The 17,729-nt window shown below is 32.1% G+C and carries 17 protein-coding genes and 2 tRNA genes; 8 read left to right on the top strand and 11 right to left on the bottom strand.

The features are described from left to right. Positions 1–72: 72 nt before the first annotated feature. From OIU83_RS12230 to map, 3 genes are all read right to left on the bottom strand, one after another. On the bottom strand, positions 73–846 hold the full coding sequence (locus OIU83_RS12230; protein WP_264206542.1) for a class I SAM-dependent methyltransferase: 774 nt from the start codon (positions 844–846) through the stop codon (positions 73–75). A 49-nt stretch (positions 847–895) separates the two neighbouring features. Further along, positions 896–1,309 carry a GxxExxY protein gene (locus OIU83_RS12225; protein WP_264206541.1) on the bottom strand — a complete coding sequence of 138 codons (414 nt, stop codon included), beginning with the start codon at positions 1,307–1,309 and terminating at the stop codon, positions 896–898. Between the two features lie 65 nt (positions 1,310–1,374). Continuing rightward, entirely contained in the window at positions 1,375–2,193 is an 819-nt protein-coding gene (gene map / locus OIU83_RS12220) for a type I methionyl aminopeptidase (RefSeq protein ID WP_264206540.1), read from the bottom strand. A 199-nt stretch (positions 2,194–2,392) separates the two neighbouring features. Here map and OIU83_RS12215 point away from each other — a divergent pair, with 199 nt between their 5' ends. Next, entirely contained in the window at positions 2,393–3,637 is a 1,245-nt protein-coding gene (locus OIU83_RS12215; RefSeq protein ID WP_264206539.1) for a DUF445 domain-containing protein, read from the top strand. A 54-nt stretch (positions 3,638–3,691) separates the two neighbouring features. Here the strand turns inward: OIU83_RS12215 and OIU83_RS12210 are convergent, their stop codons facing one another. From OIU83_RS12210 to gpmI, 5 genes are all read right to left on the bottom strand, one after another. Next, complete coding sequence (locus OIU83_RS12210) at positions 3,692–5,080, bottom strand: TolC family protein (RefSeq protein WP_264206538.1); 1,389 nt, start codon at positions 5,078–5,080, stop codon at positions 3,692–3,694. Then, a complete protein-coding gene (locus tag OIU83_RS12205) occupies positions 5,080–6,426 on the bottom strand; it encodes an HlyD family secretion protein (protein ID WP_264206537.1) in 1,347 nt (448 codons plus the stop codon). The genes OIU83_RS12210 and OIU83_RS12205 overlap by 1 nt, the downstream gene beginning before the upstream one ends. Before the next feature lie 6 nt (positions 6,427–6,432). Continuing rightward, a complete protein-coding gene (locus OIU83_RS12200; RefSeq protein ID WP_264206536.1) occupies positions 6,433–8,091 on the bottom strand; it encodes a peptidase domain-containing ABC transporter in 1,659 nt (552 codons plus the stop codon). An 11-nt stretch (positions 8,092–8,102) separates the two neighbouring features. Next, the gene (locus OIU83_RS12195) at positions 8,103–8,774 is read right to left on the bottom strand and encodes a TetR/AcrR family transcriptional regulator (protein ID WP_264206535.1); all 672 of its coding nucleotides are present in this window, start codon (positions 8,772–8,774) and stop codon (positions 8,103–8,105) included. A 128-nt stretch (positions 8,775–8,902) separates the two neighbouring features. Continuing rightward, positions 8,903–10,420 carry a 2,3-bisphosphoglycerate-independent phosphoglycerate mutase gene (gene gpmI, locus OIU83_RS12190; protein ID WP_264206534.1) on the bottom strand — a complete coding sequence of 506 codons (1,518 nt, stop codon included), beginning with the start codon at positions 10,418–10,420 and terminating at the stop codon, positions 8,903–8,905. Between the two features lie 517 nt (positions 10,421–10,937). Here gpmI and OIU83_RS12185 point away from each other — a divergent pair. After that, positions 10,938–11,660 carry a murein L,D-transpeptidase catalytic domain family protein gene (locus tag OIU83_RS12185; RefSeq protein WP_264206533.1) on the top strand — a complete coding sequence of 241 codons (723 nt, stop codon included), beginning with the start codon at positions 10,938–10,940 and terminating at the stop codon, positions 11,658–11,660. Here OIU83_RS12185 and OIU83_RS12180 read toward each other — a convergent pair. Together OIU83_RS12180 and OIU83_RS12175 are read right to left on the bottom strand one after the other, a co-directional pair. Continuing rightward, the gene (locus tag OIU83_RS12180; RefSeq protein ID WP_264206532.1) at positions 11,649–13,229 is read right to left on the bottom strand and encodes a L,D-transpeptidase family protein; all 1,581 of its coding nucleotides are present in this window, start codon (positions 13,227–13,229) and stop codon (positions 11,649–11,651) included. The two genes, OIU83_RS12185 and OIU83_RS12180, sit on opposite strands and share 12 nt — an antisense overlap. Position 13,230: 1 nt before the next feature. Further along, on the bottom strand, positions 13,231–13,668 hold the full coding sequence (locus OIU83_RS12175; protein ID WP_264206531.1) for a GNAT family N-acetyltransferase: 438 nt from the start codon (positions 13,666–13,668) through the stop codon (positions 13,231–13,233). 136 nt (positions 13,669–13,804) lie between these two features. Between OIU83_RS12175 and OIU83_RS12170 the strand changes: the two genes are divergently transcribed. Both OIU83_RS12170 and OIU83_RS12165 read left to right on the top strand, forming a co-directional pair. After that, a tRNA-Gly gene (locus OIU83_RS12170) sits at positions 13,805–13,877 on the top strand. 107 nt (positions 13,878–13,984) lie between these two features. Continuing rightward, positions 13,985–14,057, top strand: a tRNA-Gly gene (locus tag OIU83_RS12165). Between the two features lie 35 nt (positions 14,058–14,092). Here OIU83_RS12165 and pepE read toward each other — a convergent pair. Continuing rightward, a complete protein-coding gene (gene pepE / locus OIU83_RS12160; protein ID WP_264206530.1) occupies positions 14,093–14,800 on the bottom strand; it encodes a dipeptidase PepE in 708 nt (235 codons plus the stop codon). Positions 14,801–14,954: 154 nt separating this feature from the next. Between pepE and OIU83_RS12155 the strand changes: the two genes are divergently transcribed. Genes OIU83_RS12155 through OIU83_RS12140 form a run of 4 tightly spaced genes read left to right on the top strand, consistent with a single transcriptional unit; the run spans position 14,955 to position 17,682 of the window. Next, complete coding sequence (locus OIU83_RS12155; RefSeq protein ID WP_264206529.1) at positions 14,955–15,719, top strand: carboxypeptidase-like regulatory domain-containing protein; 765 nt, start codon at positions 14,955–14,957, stop codon at positions 15,717–15,719. After that, complete coding sequence (locus tag OIU83_RS12150) at positions 15,706–16,434, top strand: carboxypeptidase-like regulatory domain-containing protein (RefSeq protein ID WP_264206528.1); 729 nt, start codon at positions 15,706–15,708, stop codon at positions 16,432–16,434. The genes OIU83_RS12155 and OIU83_RS12150 overlap by 14 nt, the downstream gene beginning before the upstream one ends. Beyond that, positions 16,424–17,176 (top strand): hypothetical protein, encoded by a 753-nt coding sequence (locus OIU83_RS12145; RefSeq protein ID WP_264206527.1) that lies wholly within the window; start codon positions 16,424–16,426, stop codon positions 17,174–17,176. Before OIU83_RS12150 ends, OIU83_RS12145 begins: the two co-directional genes overlap by 11 nt. Then, positions 17,173–17,682 (top strand): DUF6702 family protein, encoded by a 510-nt coding sequence (locus OIU83_RS12140; RefSeq protein ID WP_264206526.1) that lies wholly within the window; start codon positions 17,173–17,175, stop codon positions 17,680–17,682. Before OIU83_RS12145 ends, OIU83_RS12140 begins: the two co-directional genes overlap by 4 nt. The last annotated feature ends 47 nt before the right edge of the window (positions 17,683–17,729 follow it).

The raw sequence follows: 17,729 nt of genomic DNA, 5'->3' as shown, positions 1-17,729 counted from the left end.
TTCAGTCTTGATTGTATTATTGGTCAAGAGCTTTTTAAATGAACTTACATCACTTATATGGTGAAAAACTTTTTAGTTTTCCTGTTTAAAGCAAAGTGGGATAATTTCTCCTTTGGCCAAACAATATTTCTCTACCAGTTCTGGAGCTATTTTGTTAGTGTAATCTTCTTCGATTACTATAAAGCCAATGCTTCTTAATTTATCAAAATAATCACGACCGTAAATACGTACGTGGTCATATTGTCCGAATATCTTAGCACGTTCTTTTTGGTCGGTAATTGTATCATCGGCAAAAGTAACTTCTCTTGATAAATCTTGTGGGATTTGCAAAATTGCCATTCCGCCTGGTTTTAAAACGCGAAATAATTCTTGCATAGCTTTAGTATCATCAGGAATATGCTCTAAAACGTGATTGCATAAAATGACATCATATTCATTATCCTTAAAAGGCAAATTGCAGATATCTGCTTTTACATCTGCTAAAGGAGAGAACAAATCAGTCGTTGTATAATCAAGATTTTTTTGCTTGCGAAATAGTTTATAAAATGCTTGTTCCGGAGCAAAGTGTAATACTTTTTTTGGCGCTGTAAAGAAATCTGTTTGATCGTTCAGATATAACCATAACAAACGGTGTCTCTCTAAAGAAAGCGTACTTGGTGATAATACGTTGTTACGTTGAGTTCCATAACCATAAGGTAAAAACATTTTGAAACTTTTACCATCGATAGGATCGGTAAATTTATCTCCTTTTAATGTAAAGGCTAAAATAGGACGTGCCACATAACTCAAACGAATTAATAATGGACGTGGAATGGTATTAAGTATTAGTTTAAAAAGTTTCTTCATAATTATTTCGCAAAGGCTCACAAAGTGAACTCAAAGATTCGCTAAGTTTTTAAGTATTTGATTTTGAGTTTATAAATCTTTTTATATTGTTTTTTAATATGGTGCTGTTATAGTTTATCAATAAACCTAATGGATATTTTCCTAGCTTTAAATACGTTACTATTTGTGCAAAATGAGCTGGGCTGAAATTTTCGACATTTTTTAACTCAATTACTAATTTGTTTTCGACAAGTAAATCAATTCGATATCCTTGTTCTAATCTAATTTCTTTATAAATAATTGGGAGTGTAACCTCTTTTTCAACCTTTAAACCTGCATTTTTAATTTCATAAAATAGACACTCTTGATAAGCTGATTCAAGTAAGCCTGGTCCAAGTTGTCGATGAACTTCAATTGCTAAGCCAATTACCTTGTATGATATTGCTTGTAAATCTTCAGGTATTTCGGAGAACTCTTGACTCATCTTTAAGACTATTTGAAACTAAATCTTTGTGTTTGCTTTGTGAAACTTAGCGTAATAGCTTTATCTTATAATACCAGAGGCACTTTTCTGAATTCATCTTCTTCGTTACTCTCGATTCCTAGGGCTTTATAGATGTATTGGAAAGTTGATAAGATTTCTGGTTTACCATCGATTAAAGCTACATCATGCTCAAAGTGTGCACTTGCTTTACCGTCGGCAGTTGTAATTGTCCAGCCATCTTTATGTTGTTTTATGTTTCTTGTTCCAAGATTAATCATTGGTTCAATGGCAACAACCATTCCTTCAACAAAAAGTTTTCCTCTTCCTTTTTTACCATAATTAGGCATTTCAGGATCTTCGTGCATTTTTTGTCCAAGTCCGTGACCAACTAGTTCGCGAACAACACCATATCCATGTGCTTCGGTATATTTTTGTATAGCGCTTCCAACATCTTCTACGCGGTTTCCAGCTTTAAATTCGCGGATTCCTACATATAAAGATTCTTTGGTAACTTGTAATAATTTTTTAACCTCTGGAGCAACTTCTCCTATCTCAAAGCTGTAAGCGTGATCTCCGTGATAACCGTTTTTGTATGCACCACAATCTACCGAGATAACATCACCACTTTTTAGAGGTGTATTATTTGGAATACCGTGAACAACTTGCGAGTTTGGACTCATACAAAGTGAGTTCGGGAAGTCGTACAAACCTAAAAAGCTTGGTACAGCACCGTGATCACGAATAAATTCTTCGGCTAGTTTGTCAAGATATAATGTGGTAACTCCTTCTTTTATTTCAGAAGCAATCATTCCTAATGTTTTAGATACGATTAAGGCACTTTCGCGCATTAATTCTATTTCTTCACGTGATTTTACAATAATCATAATTTCGGATTTTCAGTTGGCAAAAGTACAATTTTAATATTATTTTTTTTAAATAGCTTTTGTATTTAATTATAACAATTATAATTACAACAAATAGCAGACAATAAATATATAGAAAGATTGTAAAATTATCTTGTTAAAATGAAAAGAGTTGTAGAAACAATTGAATAAATTAGCTTATTAATTAACTCGTTACATTATGAAAAATAGTATTAACCAAGAAGGTAAAAGTAAATCGGCAGGCTTGATTAAGATGAAGAGATTTGCTTTGGGAGTATTGGGTGTAGCTGTAGTTCTTTTTTTAATTGCAATTTATTTTAAAATAGGTTGGCTAAAAGCCTTTAGCGAAGCTGCGATGGTTGGTGGAATTGCAGATTGGTTTGCTATAGTGGCATTATTCAGGCATCCTCTAGGATTGCCAATTCCGCATACCGCCTTAATACCTAATAATAAAGATGCCATTGGGCAAAATCTCGGCACTTTTGTTTCTGATGAGTTCTTAATCAAAGAGAAATTAGAAGTAAAAATCGAACAGTTTAATTTTGCCGAAAAGGCTGCAAACTGGTTGTCTGATAAAACTAATGCAAATACGATTGCGTCATTAATTATTGAAGATATTATACCAGGGATTTTAAAAACAATTGTAGATGAAGATGTTCAGAGGTTTATTCAAGCCAAATTTGAAACCAAATTAAGGGAAATAAATTTTGGAGAATGGATTGCAGTAGGGTTGGAGTCTTTAACCAAAAGTGAAAAACAAGAACAGTTAATTACTAATGTATTAAAAATACTTACCGAAGAATTGCAGAATAACAGAGATGTGATTCGCGAAAAAGTAAATAAATCAACGCCTTGGTATACGCTTGGAGTAGCCGATAAAAAGATTGCAGATGGTATTTTTAACGGACTTTATGAGTTTATCGATGAAGCAAAACATTCTAACAGCAGTATCAGGAGAAAAATAAATGCTTACGTTCTTGACTTTATTACAGAGTTAAATAATTCGCCAGAGCTTCAGCAAAAAGTAAATGATTTAGTAATAGAGTTTGCTCATAAAAGCGAAGTAAGAGAATATATCAATGATATTTGGAGTCAGATTAAAGTGGCTATTTCTGCCGATTTAGAAAAGAAAGATGATTCTAAAATAAAAAATAAAATCATCAGCATGATTCAGAATTTTGGCGTGAGTATAAAAGGGGATGAGATTATGTTGAGCAAAATAAATAATTTTATAAAAATAGATTTGCTAGGAATCCTTTTAAAGAATAAGCAAATGATTGGTGACTTAATTGCTTCTTCGGTTAAAAGCTGGGACAAGGAAGAAATTTCGAATAAGCTAGAATTAGAAATCGGGAAAGATCTACAGTTTATCCGAATTAACGGAACCGTAGTAGGAGGGTTTGTTGGTCTTTTTATTTATTTTGTAGAACATATTATTACCTAAAAAAAGAGACAAACCGTAAGATTTGTCTCTTTTCAGGATATTTTAAGTTCTGTTTTAATCTGGATTTGCCATGATTTTAAAAAGTTCCGAATTAGAAATATAAAATCTGTTTTCTAAAGCAATAGCTGCAAGCTTGGCACTTACTAAATTATTTTCTCGAGTATTGATTAAGAATAGAGAGCTTTCTCCAAACGAAAATAAACGTTCTTCGGAGTTGAGCATCGTAACATTATTTTCAACCAAATCTTTCGCCAGTTTCTTTTGTTTTAAGAGCGAATTGATTTCTAATTTTTGAGCACTTATTTTATTCGTTAATTGTGTTTTTTCTAAAGCCAAAGCAAATTCATTTTCTTGAACTTTAAATTTTGCTAGTTTTAAATTCCCTCTTTCCTTTCTTAAAAATAAAGGGAAATAAAATTCTAAGCCAACTTTATAATCTTTAAAATTATAATTGTCAATGTAGCTAGGTTCTGATAAATAAGAGTAGCCTACATTTATTTTAGGTAACAGCATATTCTCTTTTAGCTTTTTTTCTACATTCAAAATCTCTATTTTGTTTTGTAATGCGTTTATTTTTGGATGCGTTTCTAAGCTAAAGTCGTTTTGTAATAAGTCATTAGTTTTTAGCGTTTCTTGCAATGTGTTTTCTAATGCAGTTTCAGGAACAAGACTATCCGACATCTCTAGCGGAATATTATTTTCTAACCAAAGAAAATTAGATAGTTCTAGTTTAGCTTTAGCTAGTTTTAATTTAGAATCCTCAAGGCTTAATTCTCTATTTTTTAAACTAATTCCAGCTTCGATACTATCAATTGCAGGTTTGTCTCCCTGACTTATTAAAGCTTTGATACCTGATAAGCGTATTTCAGCATTATTATCGTATGTTTCATAAAGCTTCATTTCGTCAAAATTCTTCTTCCAGTTAAAATAAGCAATCGAGGCATCGTACAATACAGCAATGGCTTGAAGTTTCCTTTCGGACTCACTTAGTTTTATCTGAATTTTAGCTTTTCGAACATCTGCCATTCTTTGATTAATGAATAGTCCTTGCCCAATAGGTACACTAATCCCGAAAGAAGTTAATCCCTGATTTGGGGTTGTGTTCTCAGGATTAAGATAAACACCTTCGTTATTGTCGAATCCGGCTTTTAACTCAATTCCGTACCAGGTTGGGATTTTAAAACTGCTATTTAAAATGGAGTAATATTCTTTGTCTTTAAATTGTTTTTGACTAAAATCGACTTCAATTTTTGGATCAAAACCACCTCGAGCCATCATTAAATTGGCTTGAGCTTTGCTTACTTCCAAATTAGCATTTTTAACCAATGGATGGTATTTTTTTACATATCCAAGGAATTCATTATAAGTGAATTCCTTAGAAATTGGTTCTTGACCAAAAACGGTAAAACCAATAAAGAGAAAGGCAATAAGTATTGGTTTCATTATTTCTTTTCTTTTGTAGTTTTTGTTTCGCTCTTATAATAATTAGGAGGAAATCCGTTAAGAGTTCTCCAGATTTCAAACCAAATAGGCACAGTGTCTAATAGGGCAATTGTTTGCGCACCAGAACCAATGCTTAGTTGTTTTGGCCATTTAGCTTCGGATGGGTCAGGGGCAATTAGAATTCTGTATTTACCATTGTCGCTAATAAAGTTTTCTATTGCTACGACTTGACCTCCAAAAGTTCCATAAGAAATATCAGGCCAGCCAGAAAATACAATCGTAGGCCAACCATCAAACCAAACACGTACTTTTTCTCCTTTTTTGATCAAAGGTAAATCGATTGGGTTTATAAAGGTTTCAACCGCAATATCATATTCAGATGGCATTATGGTTACTATCGGAGTTCCTTCTTTTATAGTCTCACCAATACCAGCCAGCAAAGCTCTGTTTATATAACCATTTTGAGCCGCTTTTATATAATACATACCATTACGTACGCTGTAATTTACATATTGATTCTCTAGTTTACTTACTTGAGCTTCAGTATCAAATTTATTACTCAAGGTAGTATATTGATCACTTTTGGCTTTAGCTGCTTTTTCAGAATATTCCGCTGTGATTCTGTTAATCTCAACTTTGGCATTTATATATTCATTTTTGCTCGTTAAGTATTTGTTTTCCTGAGTTACAATTTTAGCATCAACATCTTGTAGTTTTAAGCGTTTTTCTTCTACATCAGTCATTGGTTTTAATCCCTCTTTATTTAATTGTAAGGAACGATTATATTGTGTATTTGCAATTTTTAGCTGTGTTTTTACTGCTACAAGATCAATACTGTCGCTTTTTATTTTTAAAAGAGATTGTTTTACTTTGTTTCTAGCTTGTTCTAATTTTAATCTCTTTTCATTTTCTATAAACTCTATTTGTTTAGAAAGGGTGTTTACTTTTTCTCCATAAGATTCAAGAGAATGCTTTTTGGCATCTACTTGGTTTTTAGTATTCTCAACTAAATTTGGATCCATGTAATCTTCTTTTATCTCAGATATAAACATGATAGTATCGCCTTTTTTTACAAAATCTCCTTCTTGTACATACCATTTTTCTATTCGACCAGAAATAATACTTTGGATAGATTGTGGTCTTTGGTTAGGTTTTAAGGTTGTTACAGCTCCTGATCCAGAGATATTCTGAGTCCAAGGCAAGAAAAGAGCAATTATCCCTATAATCGCAGTACCAATTATTATTTTATTCAAAATTTTATAATGTGGTCTGTTGCTTAGGTCTTTTATCGTTTTATACTTGTCTAAAGACTGTAGTTTTGTTTTATTGTCGGAAATGTTTAGCATGACGTATTAGTTTTTTTGATCAAGAATAATGAGGCCATTTTGCATGGTTAATTTTCGAGTCGATTTTGTTTTCCAATAAGGGTTTTTAGACGAAACAATAATGGTCCATTTATTCTTATCTGAAGTTATAAAATCAATAATTTCGTTGGCAACATCTTCGTCCATTGTATCTGTCGGATCTTCGTAAAAAAGGATTTTTGGTTTATGAATAATACTTCTTGCCAATAGAATTTTTTGTGCATTAGATGAAGACAATTGCCTTCCTTCAGGATAAATGTGTGTGTCTAAACCTTTAGGTAGTAATTTAATAAACGGGCTAAGTTGTACGCCATCAATTGCCCATTTTAAGTCTTCAGAACTTATCGTTGGATCATTAAAAGTAATATTTTCTAAAATGGTTCCCTCAAATGGGGTTTCGTTATGGATAATACTGCCAATCTGTGAGCGATATTGCTTTAGGTCTATTTTCTTAAAGGTGTCGTCATTGATATAAAAAGCGCCAGAATTTTGTTTAAGTATACCCGATAATACTCGAATAAGAGTTGTTTTTCCTGAGCCATTTTGACCGTCAATTACTATTTTTTCTCCCTGATTTATTTTAAGTGTTATAGCGTCTAAGGCATTCTTTGGAGAATCTGGAAATTTAACACTTAAACCTTCTGTTTCTAAAGTGATGTTGTTATAGCAACGGTCGTTTTGTGAGTCTGAATTTTCTTCTAATTCTAAATCAGTTACTTGTCCTATTTTTTCAACAGAAGTCAAAACATCATAAAAACTTTCGAGTCCAAGAATAATCTTCTCAACAGAGTTAATGACTAATAAGATGATAATTTCAGCGGCAACAAATTGTCCAATATTCATTTCCTGACTCAATACCAAATATCCTCCAATAGATAGTAAACTAGCTGTTATGATGATTTTGAAAAGAATCAATTGTGTAAATTGTCTTTTGATAATACTAAAATGTTTCTCACGATAAGTAAGATATCCAGCTACTATTGAGTTGTTTTTTTGAAGGGCAAAATCATAATTAAGTTCATTTCTAAAACTAAAATTATTACGTGCCATTTCTTGTAACCAGCTAGCAACCTTGTATTTAAATTTTGATTCTTTTAAACTAGTTTCTAAGCCTGATTTGTATGAAAATTTAAAAATGAAGTATAAAAGCAGGAACAATAAGAGACCAAATACTATAAAATAGGGATGGTATAAGGACAACAGGATGATTCCAAAAGTGATTTGGAGTAAGGCTGCCGAGAAATCAGTCAATAATTTTGAAGTCCCTTTTTGAATAGTCATGGTGTCAAAAAAACGATTCGTTAATTCTGGAGGATACGTGCCATATAATTCTGCTTGTTTTATTTTTGGCAAACGAGCTGCAAATTCAAACGAAGCACGAACAAATATTTTTTGTTGTAAGTTTTCGGTAATTCGCAATTGCATAAAAGATAAAATTCCAACAAGCGCAACTCCGGCAACAACCAATATAATCAGAACAATCCAGGATGCGCTTACTCTGCCAGATTGTATAAAAGTAATAATTGCCTGAATACCTAAAGGCAGTGATAAGCTTATTAATCCAGCGAAAATAGCATAGAAAAAGATTTGATAAATGTCTTTTTTATCCAGTTCAAGTAAATTGTAAAATCTTTTTAGTGGAGTCATGTTGGTTATTTTTAGCGTAAAACGTTTTCTGTAAGATTTAAGTAAAATTGTGTTGTTGTAACAGTGTCATTACAATCGGTAATTGTTTTTAAATGATCTGTTAGAAAATGTTGGTGTAAGCTTCCTTCTACAATAGTTGAAACTAATGATTTAGCAAAAGCATATTCGGGATTTACTTCCTTTACAATTGTAACAATTCTATTAATTACTCTTTTGTATATTAAAAAAAAGCCTTCTTTATTTTCTTGATCTACTTCTTTTGTATGAAGTGTCTTTGTGAATTCTGCAATTAGAATCTTATTTAAAATCGCTTCATTAATGTGTTCTGTAGCGGTATCATCTGTTATTTTCTCGGTAACAATTGTGATGGCTTTATTGAGTTTTTCTTTTTTATCTGTAATGTTAGTTGTGGCAAAAACCAGTTTGTATTCCATCCAGCTCCAGTACCAAGAGGATAAGTAGACTAATAATTTGTGTTTGTTTTCGAAATAGCGATAAATCGAACTTTCGTTTGATCCTATTTTCTCTCCTAATTTTTTAAATGTAAAATTATCAAAACCAATAGCATCAATGAGTAAAATACTTTGTTCAATAATCTTTTTTCCCAACGCAGATGTTTCGGGATCTTTTACATAGATCTTTTCATTGACTTGGATTTTTAAATTTGATAGTATAATTTCCATAAAAGTTATTTTTAATGCAAATATAATAGTATTACTATCAATTATGAGCTTTTAACTCTTATTTGTGCAAAAAAAAAGCTATTCTTATGATTAAGAACAGCTTTTTTACTATTTGTTTGACATTGTTTTTACAATAACGAGTGGCAAGTCATTGCTGCTGGTTGTGGGATTCCCATTAATTCAAGAATAGTAGGAGCAATGTCGCCAAGAACACCGTCGTGTATTGTTTTTAATTCTTTGTCTACCAGTATAATTGGTACAGGATTAGTTGTGTGCGCTGTATTTGGGCTTCCGTCTGGATTAATCATCGTCTCGCAATTACCGTGATCGGCAATTACGATAGTAGTATAATCATTTGCAAGAGCGGCTTCGATAACTTCTTTTACGCAAGCATCAACAGCTTCACAAGCTAATATTGCAGCACTCATAATTCCTGTATGTCCTACCATGTCTCCATTGGCAAAATTTAAACATACAAAATCTACATCGCCTTTATTTAATTCAGGAACAAGTGCGTCTTTTAATTCAAAGGCACTCATTTCTGGTTGTAAGTCGTATGTTGCTACTTTTGGAGAATTTCTTAAGATTCTGCTTTCTCCTTCAAATGGAATTTCTCTTCCTCCAGAAAAGAAGAAAGTTACGTGAGGGTATTTTTCAGTTTCGGCAATTCGGATTTGCTTTTTGTTTGCTTTTTCTAAAACTTCACCTAAAGTCTCTGTTATGTTGTCTTTGTTATAAACAACTTTTACGTTTAGATAGGTTTCGTCATAATTGGTAAGCGTTACATAATACAATTTTAGTTTGTGCATGTTTTGTTCATGAAAATCTTGTTGCGATAACGCCTCAGTAAGTTCACGACCTCTATCGGTTCTAAAATTGAAGAAAATAACAACATCGTCCTCTCCGATAGTTGCTAATGGTTTATCATTTGCATCAACCATGATTATTGGTGCGATAAATTCATCGGTAACGTTGTTTTTGTAGCTTTCTTTTATTGAGGCTACAGCATCTTTGGAGTGTGTTCCTAATCCGTTTACAACCAAGTCGTAAGCTAGTTTTACACGTTCCCAGCGTTTGTCACGATCCATTGCATAATAACGACCTATAACAGATGCTATTTTTACTGGAGTGTTTGCGATGTGATTTTCTAAATCCTGAATGTAAGTTGCCCCAGATTTTGGATCTACATCACGACCATCTGTAAAGGCATGAACAAATACTTTGTCTAAACCATATTCTTGTGTAGCATCAATTAATCCACGTAGGTGAGAAGTGTGTGAGTGAACACCACCATCAGAAACTAGTCCTAAAAAATGTACTTTTTTATTATTCTCTTTTGCATAAGTAAAAGCATCTACAAGTACTTGCTCTTTGGCTAGAGTATTGTGAGCTACTGCAAGGTTGATTTTTGCTAAATCCTGGTAAACGATTCTTCCTGCACCAAGATTCATGTGACCAACTTCACTGTTTCCCATTTGTCCTTCGGGTAAACCTACATTTAAGCCGTCAGTGCGAAGTTGTGCGCTTGGGTAGTTTTGGTAAAGGCTGTTTATAAATGGAACATTTGCATTGTCTATTGCAGATACTTTAGGGTCGGGAGATTTTCCCCAACCATCTAAAATCATAAGGATTACTTTTTTGTTCATCAGAATTTATTTTCTACAAAGATAAGCCATTTATAAAATGTTTAAGAATGACCTGAGTACAATTATGCTTTATAAAGTGAACTGTATTAAAAAATAATAATTTAATTGTAGAAGCTGATTTTTTTTAAAATAAATGCAGATTAGATTTTATTTTCACCACGATATATTGGGTAAATTGAAAATACTTATTAATAAATATGTTTTAATATGTAACTCATAAGTGGGCGTGCCAAATATGTTTTTTGCTGTAGTTTCATCTTTAGTTGGTGTATCTGGATTATTGAAAATTGATAGTAAATAATTGGAAATGGTTTTTGTGTATAAGTATTTGGAGTTTAAAAAGTTAGGTGTATTAATCATTGTTTTTATCTTTTCGTTAAGAAAACACAATAAAAAGTAGCTTATAACCGTTAAAATTTAACTAAAGTTCAATGACTTTCTTGCATAAAATTTTGAAAGATGCATTTTTTTTATACATTTGCGAACCACGAAACAAATTATAACCTAAACATATTCAATGATTTATAAGATTTATCCCGCACTGCTTTTTTTGTTTTTGTCATTTACCACGGATACAAAAACTACCCCAGAAGTTAAAAAAGTTGAGAAGAAAAATATTGCTAGTATTGTAGGATCAAGTTTGGATGTAAGAATCAAAACTGTTTACAATATGCTTAACGCAAATAATTTTGATTTACCAGAACTTAAGAGTTTTACAGAAGCTTTAAAAGGTTTTTATTTATTAAAAGAAAAAGGACTTATTCAAAAAGATCTTTTGACTTTAGTAGATTTTAGTTTGTCATCTAATCTGAAACGTCTTTGGGTTATAGATTTATCTACAAATACAGTATTGTTTCAATCCTTGGTTGCGCATGGAAAAAATACTGGTGAAGAATTTGCATCAGATTTTTCAAATACAAATTCATCTTTTAAGAGTAGCCTTGGATTTTATGCAACAGGAGAGGCGTATAAAGGAAAACACGGAATTTCATTACGTTTAGATGGTTTGGAAAAAGGTATTAATGATAATGCACGAGAAAGAGCAGTTGTAATTCATGGTGCCGATTATGTTTCGGAATCTTTTATTAGAGATAATAAAAGATTAGGTCGTAGTCTGGGTTGTCCAGCTATTCCGGTAGAATTAACAAATGCAATCATCGAGGCTATAAAGGATAAATCGTGTTTATATATTTATCATCCATCAAGAAGTTTTGCGATGGAAGAAAAGCTAATTTCTTAATTTAGCATATAAATCTGAATCTAGGTTATATATATCATCTCTAAACTGTAATGTGTTTTTTTCGCTCCATGCAGTCCAATACCATTGATACATAGCATATTTTTTGGCAATTTTCACACTGGTAGTCTTCTTGGTTACGATAACGGAGTCTATTCTTTCTTTAGACCAATTATTAGAGTCTAATATATGTTGTGCCAGTTCCAATGGGTTTTCAACACGAACGCAGCCAGAACTTAAAGAACGATTGTTTCTGCCAAATAAGTTGCGATGATTGGTGTCGTGTAAATAAACACTATGATTATTTGGGAATAATATTTTCATTAATCCTAAAGAATTGTTACTTCCCGGACTTTGTACATAGCGATAATTGCCTGGTGAATTTTCATTCCAGTCATTAGGTTCTACAACCGAATTTGCTTTATTGTAAATTGTAATATTCTTATTTTTTAAATAATTACGATTACGTTTCATCGCAGGAACGACATCTTCTTTTAAAATTGTTGGCGGGACAGTCCATGTTGGGTTAAAAACTACAGATTTAAGGGTTGAGGTTAAAATAGGAGTTTTTCGACTATTGGTCCCTACTACAATTTTTCGAACGATGGTAGTATCTTTATTTTCAATAACATTCAGGCTGTAATCGGGAATGTTTATTATAAAATAATTTTCAGATAAAGTATCCGAGAACCATCTCCAGCGTTCTATATTGGCAATTATTTGTTGTTTTCTTTTTATTTTAGAAAAATTCAGAGCATTAATTGTTCCTTGTCCTATAACTCCATCCGCAGCAAGACCATGACGCGTTTGGAATTTTTTAATTGCTTCAAATGTTTTAGTATCGTAAATTGATGTCAGGCTGTCTCTGCTTGATAAATCGTTCCAGTATAGAAGTCTTTTTTTTATACTAATCATGGCATTGCTAGTGTCATGTAGAGTTACTTTATCCTTGATTTCTATTTTCTTTATATCATCATCCGGAAATTTATTAATTAATTCAAGTGATTTTAATAAGCGCTTGTAGGTGTATGTCTTTGGTTGGCTTTTTTCGATGGCAAGGTCTAAGTCATTGTCGTTAAAAGCTTTTATTAGGATGGTGTTTACATCAAAAGGTTTATCATTTAGATCCCAATCGTTATATAATTTCTTTGGATTTAATTTTCCTTTATATAGGTGAGTAAGATATTTTTGGAAATTATAAGTAAGTAAAACATCATAAAGGGCTAAATCGGTATCGTCTAGCTTATTTATTTTCTTTTCAAAGTCTTCTATCTTTTTTATGTTGTAGTCGTTCGGGTTTAGTCCCAACGTCTCAGATTTTTTTAGTTCATCAATAATGAATGTTCTTTTTTTGAGGTCTCCCCAAACAGTTTCATTGTTTGATGCGATGTAAAATTTTTGAAGGTTTTCACTTTTAAAAGAGCCAATCAATGAAGTGTCTAATTGAATTTTTCGTTCATCAGTCTGGATGATTGAAGGAAGGGGTGTAGTCTTTTTTACAGGAATTATTTTCTCTTCTTTCTTGCAGCTAATAACGATACATAATAATAGAAAAAAGTATAATTTATTCATTTTAAAGTTTTTTAAACATTAGTAGATGTTTTCCAACATCATTTATTTCAAAAATAGCGCCCGTTTTTTGATATCCCATTTTTTCATAAAAACCAACGGCTTCAATTCTGGCATTAAACCATATTAACTTGCAATTAGTGGTAATGCAATATTCTTCACAGTAATTTACCAAAGCCTCTCCAAATCCTTTCTTTCTAAAATTGTCCAAAATGGCCATTCCTCGAATCTGCGATTGGAAATTTTCCGCAAAGGTAATATTAGAATTCCGGAATAGCGAAATAATTCCTACTAAATTTTTATCATCGAATAAACCAAAGTGATGTGTAGTGGGTAAATCATCACCATCAAAGTGGCAACTTTCTATAGGTTTTCCTTTTCGTAGAACAGGATTGCGTACCGGATAAGTTTCTTGGGCGGATATTTCTCGTATGTTTGACATGATTTTTTAAAGAATAGTAAAGTTATAACTTTTTAGTTTTAAATATATTAAAGAATTTGTTTAAGATTTTGCGAAATTTTTGTAAAAAAAACTTGTTTATAACTGAAGTTATTATCTATATTTGCACCACAGTAATGCGAAAGTAGCTCAGTTGGTAGAGCTCCAGCCTTCCAAGCTGGTTGTCGCGAGTTCGAGCCTCGTCTTTCGCTCTAAGAAACCGAAATTGCAAATGTTTCGGTTTCTTTTAAAAAGAAAAAGTTTTTTGATTTTTATTTTTTAGAATGATTTAAATTTTTTACATTTGCACCCTGTTAATGCGAAAGTAGCTCAGTTGGTAGAGCTCCAGCCTTCCAAGCTGGTTGTCGCGAGTTCGAGCCTCGTCTTTCGCTCTTTAAAAAGCCGAAACTTAATAGTTTCGGCTTTTTTATTGCACATAACTCAACTCTGTTTGAGGAGCTAATTCTTCAGGCTCTTGATTTTGTCTAAAAAGACGAGCAGATAAATTTCCTTTCAAAACAATTTGATTTCCTTTTACATCTAGCCAGCTTCCTTCACGTAATCCTAAAACTGGAAGTGTATTAAAAGCATGGAATTCTTTAATTCTTGTTTCGCGTGTTTCGCCCATGTGTTTAGATTGAGAATCTGGATCTAAATAATGTGGATTTAAATTAAACGGAATTAATCCTAAAGTCTGGAAACTTGGTGGGTAAATAATTGGCATATCGTTAGTGGTTTGCATTGATAGTCCGCAAATGTTACTGCCTGCACTCGTCCCTAAATAAGGTGTTCCATTTTTTACCGCTTCGGCAAGAACGGTCATAATGTTATTTTTGTAAAGTTGTGTTACTAATAAAAAAGTATTTCCGCCACCAGTAAAAATTCCTTCGGCGTTATTAATAGCAGTTATAGCGTCTTCAAATTCATGGATTCCTTTTACTTTAATGTTTATTTTTTCAAAAGCTTGAGAAACCGTATTTGTATATTGTTCGTGCGAGATTCCTCCAGGTCTTGCAAAAGGGATAAAAAGAAGTGTATTGCAGTTCTTAAAGTGTACTTGTAATTCGGGTAATAAATAGTCTAAGTAGCTTCCGCCGTGTATAGTAGAAGTGCTGGCGATAATGATGCTTTTCATGGGATTTGTGGTGTTTTTATTTAAGTTAAAGGTATTAAATTGTACTTTTTAAAGCTATAAAATAAAGGTTTAATTAACATTTTTTTACCAACTCATTAATATTAAATTTGGATGACATTAAGATACTTTTACAACTTATCCTTATTATGTTTTGATGAACAAAGTTGTATGTGTATTTTTTGTTTTCCTTGCAAATAACCTTTTGGCTCAAGTAGGTGTGTCTCCTGTTGTAAAAGGAAAAGTAGATGTTAATGCAATGGATTTAGAAGGAATTTATGTTGTGAATTTAAAAACTGAAGCTTCTGTTGTTACAGATGCAGAAGGTGTTTTTGCAATACCAGCAAAAATAGGAGATACACTTGTTTTTTCATCGGTACAGTTTAAAGAGAGAAGGGTCATTTTAACAGATGAGAATTTTGTATCGGCTAATTTTAGCGTAAGAATGGAGCCGGCAATGAATCAGCTGCGGGAAGTTATTATAAAGAGATATGATAATATTAATGCAGTAGCATTGGGGATAATTCCAGCAGGACAACGTTCTTATACTGCTGCAGAACGAAAGCTGAAAGCGGCAACAAGTCTTGATCCTACTGCAACTGCAGGTACAATGGCCGGAGGTTCAATCTCTGCAGATCCATTGCTTAATCTTTTTTCGGGTAGATCGAAAATGCTTAAAAAAGAACTTGCTGTAGAGAAAAAAGAAATCTTTATGCAGCTTTTGGAAAATATGTTTGATACAGATCATTTTGTGCGAAAATTGAGTATTCCTGTTGACTATGTTAAGGGGTTTGAATATTTTGCAATTGAAAATGAAAGCTTTACAAAGATTCTAAATTCTAAAAATAAAACAACCACAGAGTTTTTATTAGGAGAATTGGCTGTGAAATATAAAGAAATCATCGCACGTGAAAATAACTAATTTCCTACTTTTATGTATTGTATCTTTATTCTCTCAAATGACTTTTGGGCAAACTGTTGTTGCAAAAGAAATTTCGGGAAGAATTGTAGCCGATTCAAGTTCGGTCGAAGCTGTTACGATTGTGAATAATACATCTCAGGCAACTACTATTTCGGATGGTAAAGGACAGTTTTCTATCCTTGTAAAAGTAGATGATGTTTTGGTTTTTTCGGCAGTGAATCTAGAGCCGTTTCGAAGAAGAATTACAACTGATGATTTAAAATTGGACTTAGTTCTGATTAAGATGACGGCTAAAAATGTCGAGTTAAAAGAAGTTATTATAAATGAATATTCTAATATCAATGCCGAAAACTTAGGAATTATACCCTATGGGCAAAAGAAGTATACTCCAGCAGAACGAAAATTATATACAGCAAGGTCAACTTTAACAGATGCGCTTTTGAATAAGATATCTGGGCGCACGGCAATGTTGAAAAAAGAAGCAGTTGTAGAAAAAAAAGAACTTTTGTATTCAAAAATTGAATATCTTTTCGAAGAAAATTATTATACAGAAAGATTGAAGATTCCTGTTGAATATATAAAAGGATTCCAACTTTATTGTATAGATGATCCAGAATTTGTAAATTCGTTAAACGCCAAGAATAAAACAATTACTATGTTTTTGATTACAGGACTGGCGCAGAAATACTTAACAATTATTGAAAATGAAAAATAAAATTGGAATATTGGTCTTGAGTTTGTTTTGTCAGTTGTGTATAGCGCAAACTGCTACAAGAATGTCTTTACATGGACGAGTAGTAAATGATTCTGTAGCTTTGGAAAGTGGTTATGTTTTAAATGTTAATACAAAAACAAGAACTTTTATCTCATCAAACGGATTGTTTGATATTTTGGCACAGCCCAAAGATACTTTGTTGTTTTCGAGTTTGGCTTTTCAAACAAGAAAAATGGTGCTGACAGAAAAAGACTTTGCTGAACGCCTTTTAGTAGTTCGATTAGGTATGAAAAACAATCAGTTAAAAGAAGTTGTTATTCCGAAAGGAATAAAAGTAAAATCGCTGGATAAGAATACACAGAAATATGTTGACATGCAATTTGAGGATGATCAACAATCTACCCCTGAAAATAGTGCTTCTTATTCAGATCAAACCATAAAATACGGTACAGATTTCGTGAGGATATTTAAGGATGTCAAGAAACTTTTGAATAAATCAGGTGATAAAGAGGTTCCAGTAGACGATGTAGCTTTTACGCAATATGTAAGGGCTAATTTTAGCCCGACTTTCTTTACTAAGACTTTAGAATTAAAAGAAGATGAGATTGATTTGTTCTTGATGTATAGTTCTAATGATCCAGTTTCAAAACAATATTTAAAACCGCAGGATAGATTTCAGTTAATGGATTTTTTGATTAATAAAAGTAAAGAATTCAAAAAAGTGAATGATATTAAAAAATGAGAAAAATTGTAATTTACTCTTTAATAGGGTTATTGTTTCTATCATTATCATCTTTTGCTTTTCATAAATTTTATGTTGGGGTTTATCAGGTAAATTATGTTCCAGAAAAAAAAATGCTCCAAATTACGTCTCGGATTTTTATTGATGATTTAAATAAAGGAGTTGAGAAAACATATAAGACGAAATCAAATATTGGAACAGCAAAAGAGGATGAAGCTGATATTGCTCTTTTGAAAAAATACCTTTTGGAGAATTTCACGATAAAAGTAAATGGCCAATCAAAACCTATTACGTTTTTATCCAAAGAAGTGGAATCGAATGATGTTTTAGTTTGTTATTCCAGAATAAAAGATGTGGATAAAATTAAAAGTCTTGAAATTTCAAATACGATTTTGGTCGATTGGAATGCCGAGCAACAAAACATTACACATGTTTCGGTATTAGGAGTTAAAAAGAGCGTACTTTTTACAGAGTCTTCAAGGAAAGAAGTGTTAAAGTATGAATAAAATCAGGGTGGTGTTTTTTAAATTATTATTTTCACGACCTGACAAAA

The sequence above is a fragment of the Flavobacterium shii genome, from assembly GCF_025847235.1.
GTDB lineage: Bacteria > Bacteroidota > Bacteroidia > Flavobacteriales > Flavobacteriaceae > Flavobacterium > Flavobacterium shii.
Note: the sequence above shows the minus strand (reverse complement) of the source record. Positions and strands in the feature narration are given on the sequence as shown.

What these genes read in the sequence shown, in the direction of transcription:
- OIU83_RS12230 (WP_264206542.1), bottom strand. Translation starts at nt 846, where the DNA reads ATGAAGAAACTTTTTAAACTAATACTTAATACCATTCCACGTCCATTA.
- OIU83_RS12225 (WP_264206541.1), bottom strand. Translation starts at nt 1,309, where the DNA reads ATGAGTCAAGAGTTCTCCGAAATACCTGAAGATTTACAAGCAATATCA.
- map (WP_264206540.1), bottom strand. Translation starts at nt 2,193, where the DNA reads ATGATTATTGTAAAATCACGTGAAGAAATAGAATTAATGCGCGAAAGT.
- OIU83_RS12215 (WP_264206539.1), top strand. Translation starts at nt 2,393, where the DNA reads ATGAAAAATAGTATTAACCAAGAAGGTAAAAGTAAATCGGCAGGCTTG.
- OIU83_RS12210 (WP_264206538.1), bottom strand. Translation starts at nt 5,080, where the DNA reads ATGAAACCAATACTTATTGCCTTTCTCTTTATTGGTTTTACCGTTTTT.
- OIU83_RS12205 (WP_264206537.1), bottom strand. Translation starts at nt 6,426, where the DNA reads ATGCTAAACATTTCCGACAATAAAACAAAACTACAGTCTTTAGACAAG.
- OIU83_RS12200 (WP_264206536.1), bottom strand. Translation starts at nt 8,091, where the DNA reads ATGACTCCACTAAAAAGATTTTACAATTTACTTGAACTGGATAAAAAA.
- OIU83_RS12195 (WP_264206535.1), bottom strand. Translation starts at nt 8,774, where the DNA reads ATGGAAATTATACTATCAAATTTAAAAATCCAAGTCAATGAAAAGATC.
- gpmI (WP_264206534.1), bottom strand. Translation starts at nt 10,420, where the DNA reads ATGAACAAAAAAGTAATCCTTATGATTTTAGATGGTTGGGGAAAATCT.
- OIU83_RS12185 (WP_264206533.1), top strand. Translation starts at nt 10,938, where the DNA reads ATGATTTATAAGATTTATCCCGCACTGCTTTTTTTGTTTTTGTCATTT.
- OIU83_RS12180 (WP_264206532.1), bottom strand. Translation starts at nt 13,229, where the DNA reads ATGAATAAATTATACTTTTTTCTATTATTATGTATCGTTATTAGCTGC.
- OIU83_RS12175 (WP_264206531.1), bottom strand. Translation starts at nt 13,668, where the DNA reads ATGTCAAACATACGAGAAATATCCGCCCAAGAAACTTATCCGGTACGC.
- pepE (WP_264206530.1), bottom strand. Translation starts at nt 14,800, where the DNA reads ATGAAAAGCATCATTATCGCCAGCACTTCTACTATACACGGCGGAAGC.
- OIU83_RS12155 (WP_264206529.1), top strand. Translation starts at nt 14,955, where the DNA reads ATGAACAAAGTTGTATGTGTATTTTTTGTTTTCCTTGCAAATAACCTT.
- OIU83_RS12145 (WP_264206527.1), top strand. Translation starts at nt 16,424, where the DNA reads ATGAAAAATAAAATTGGAATATTGGTCTTGAGTTTGTTTTGTCAGTTG.
- OIU83_RS12140 (WP_264206526.1), top strand. Translation starts at nt 17,173, where the DNA reads ATGAGAAAAATTGTAATTTACTCTTTAATAGGGTTATTGTTTCTATCA.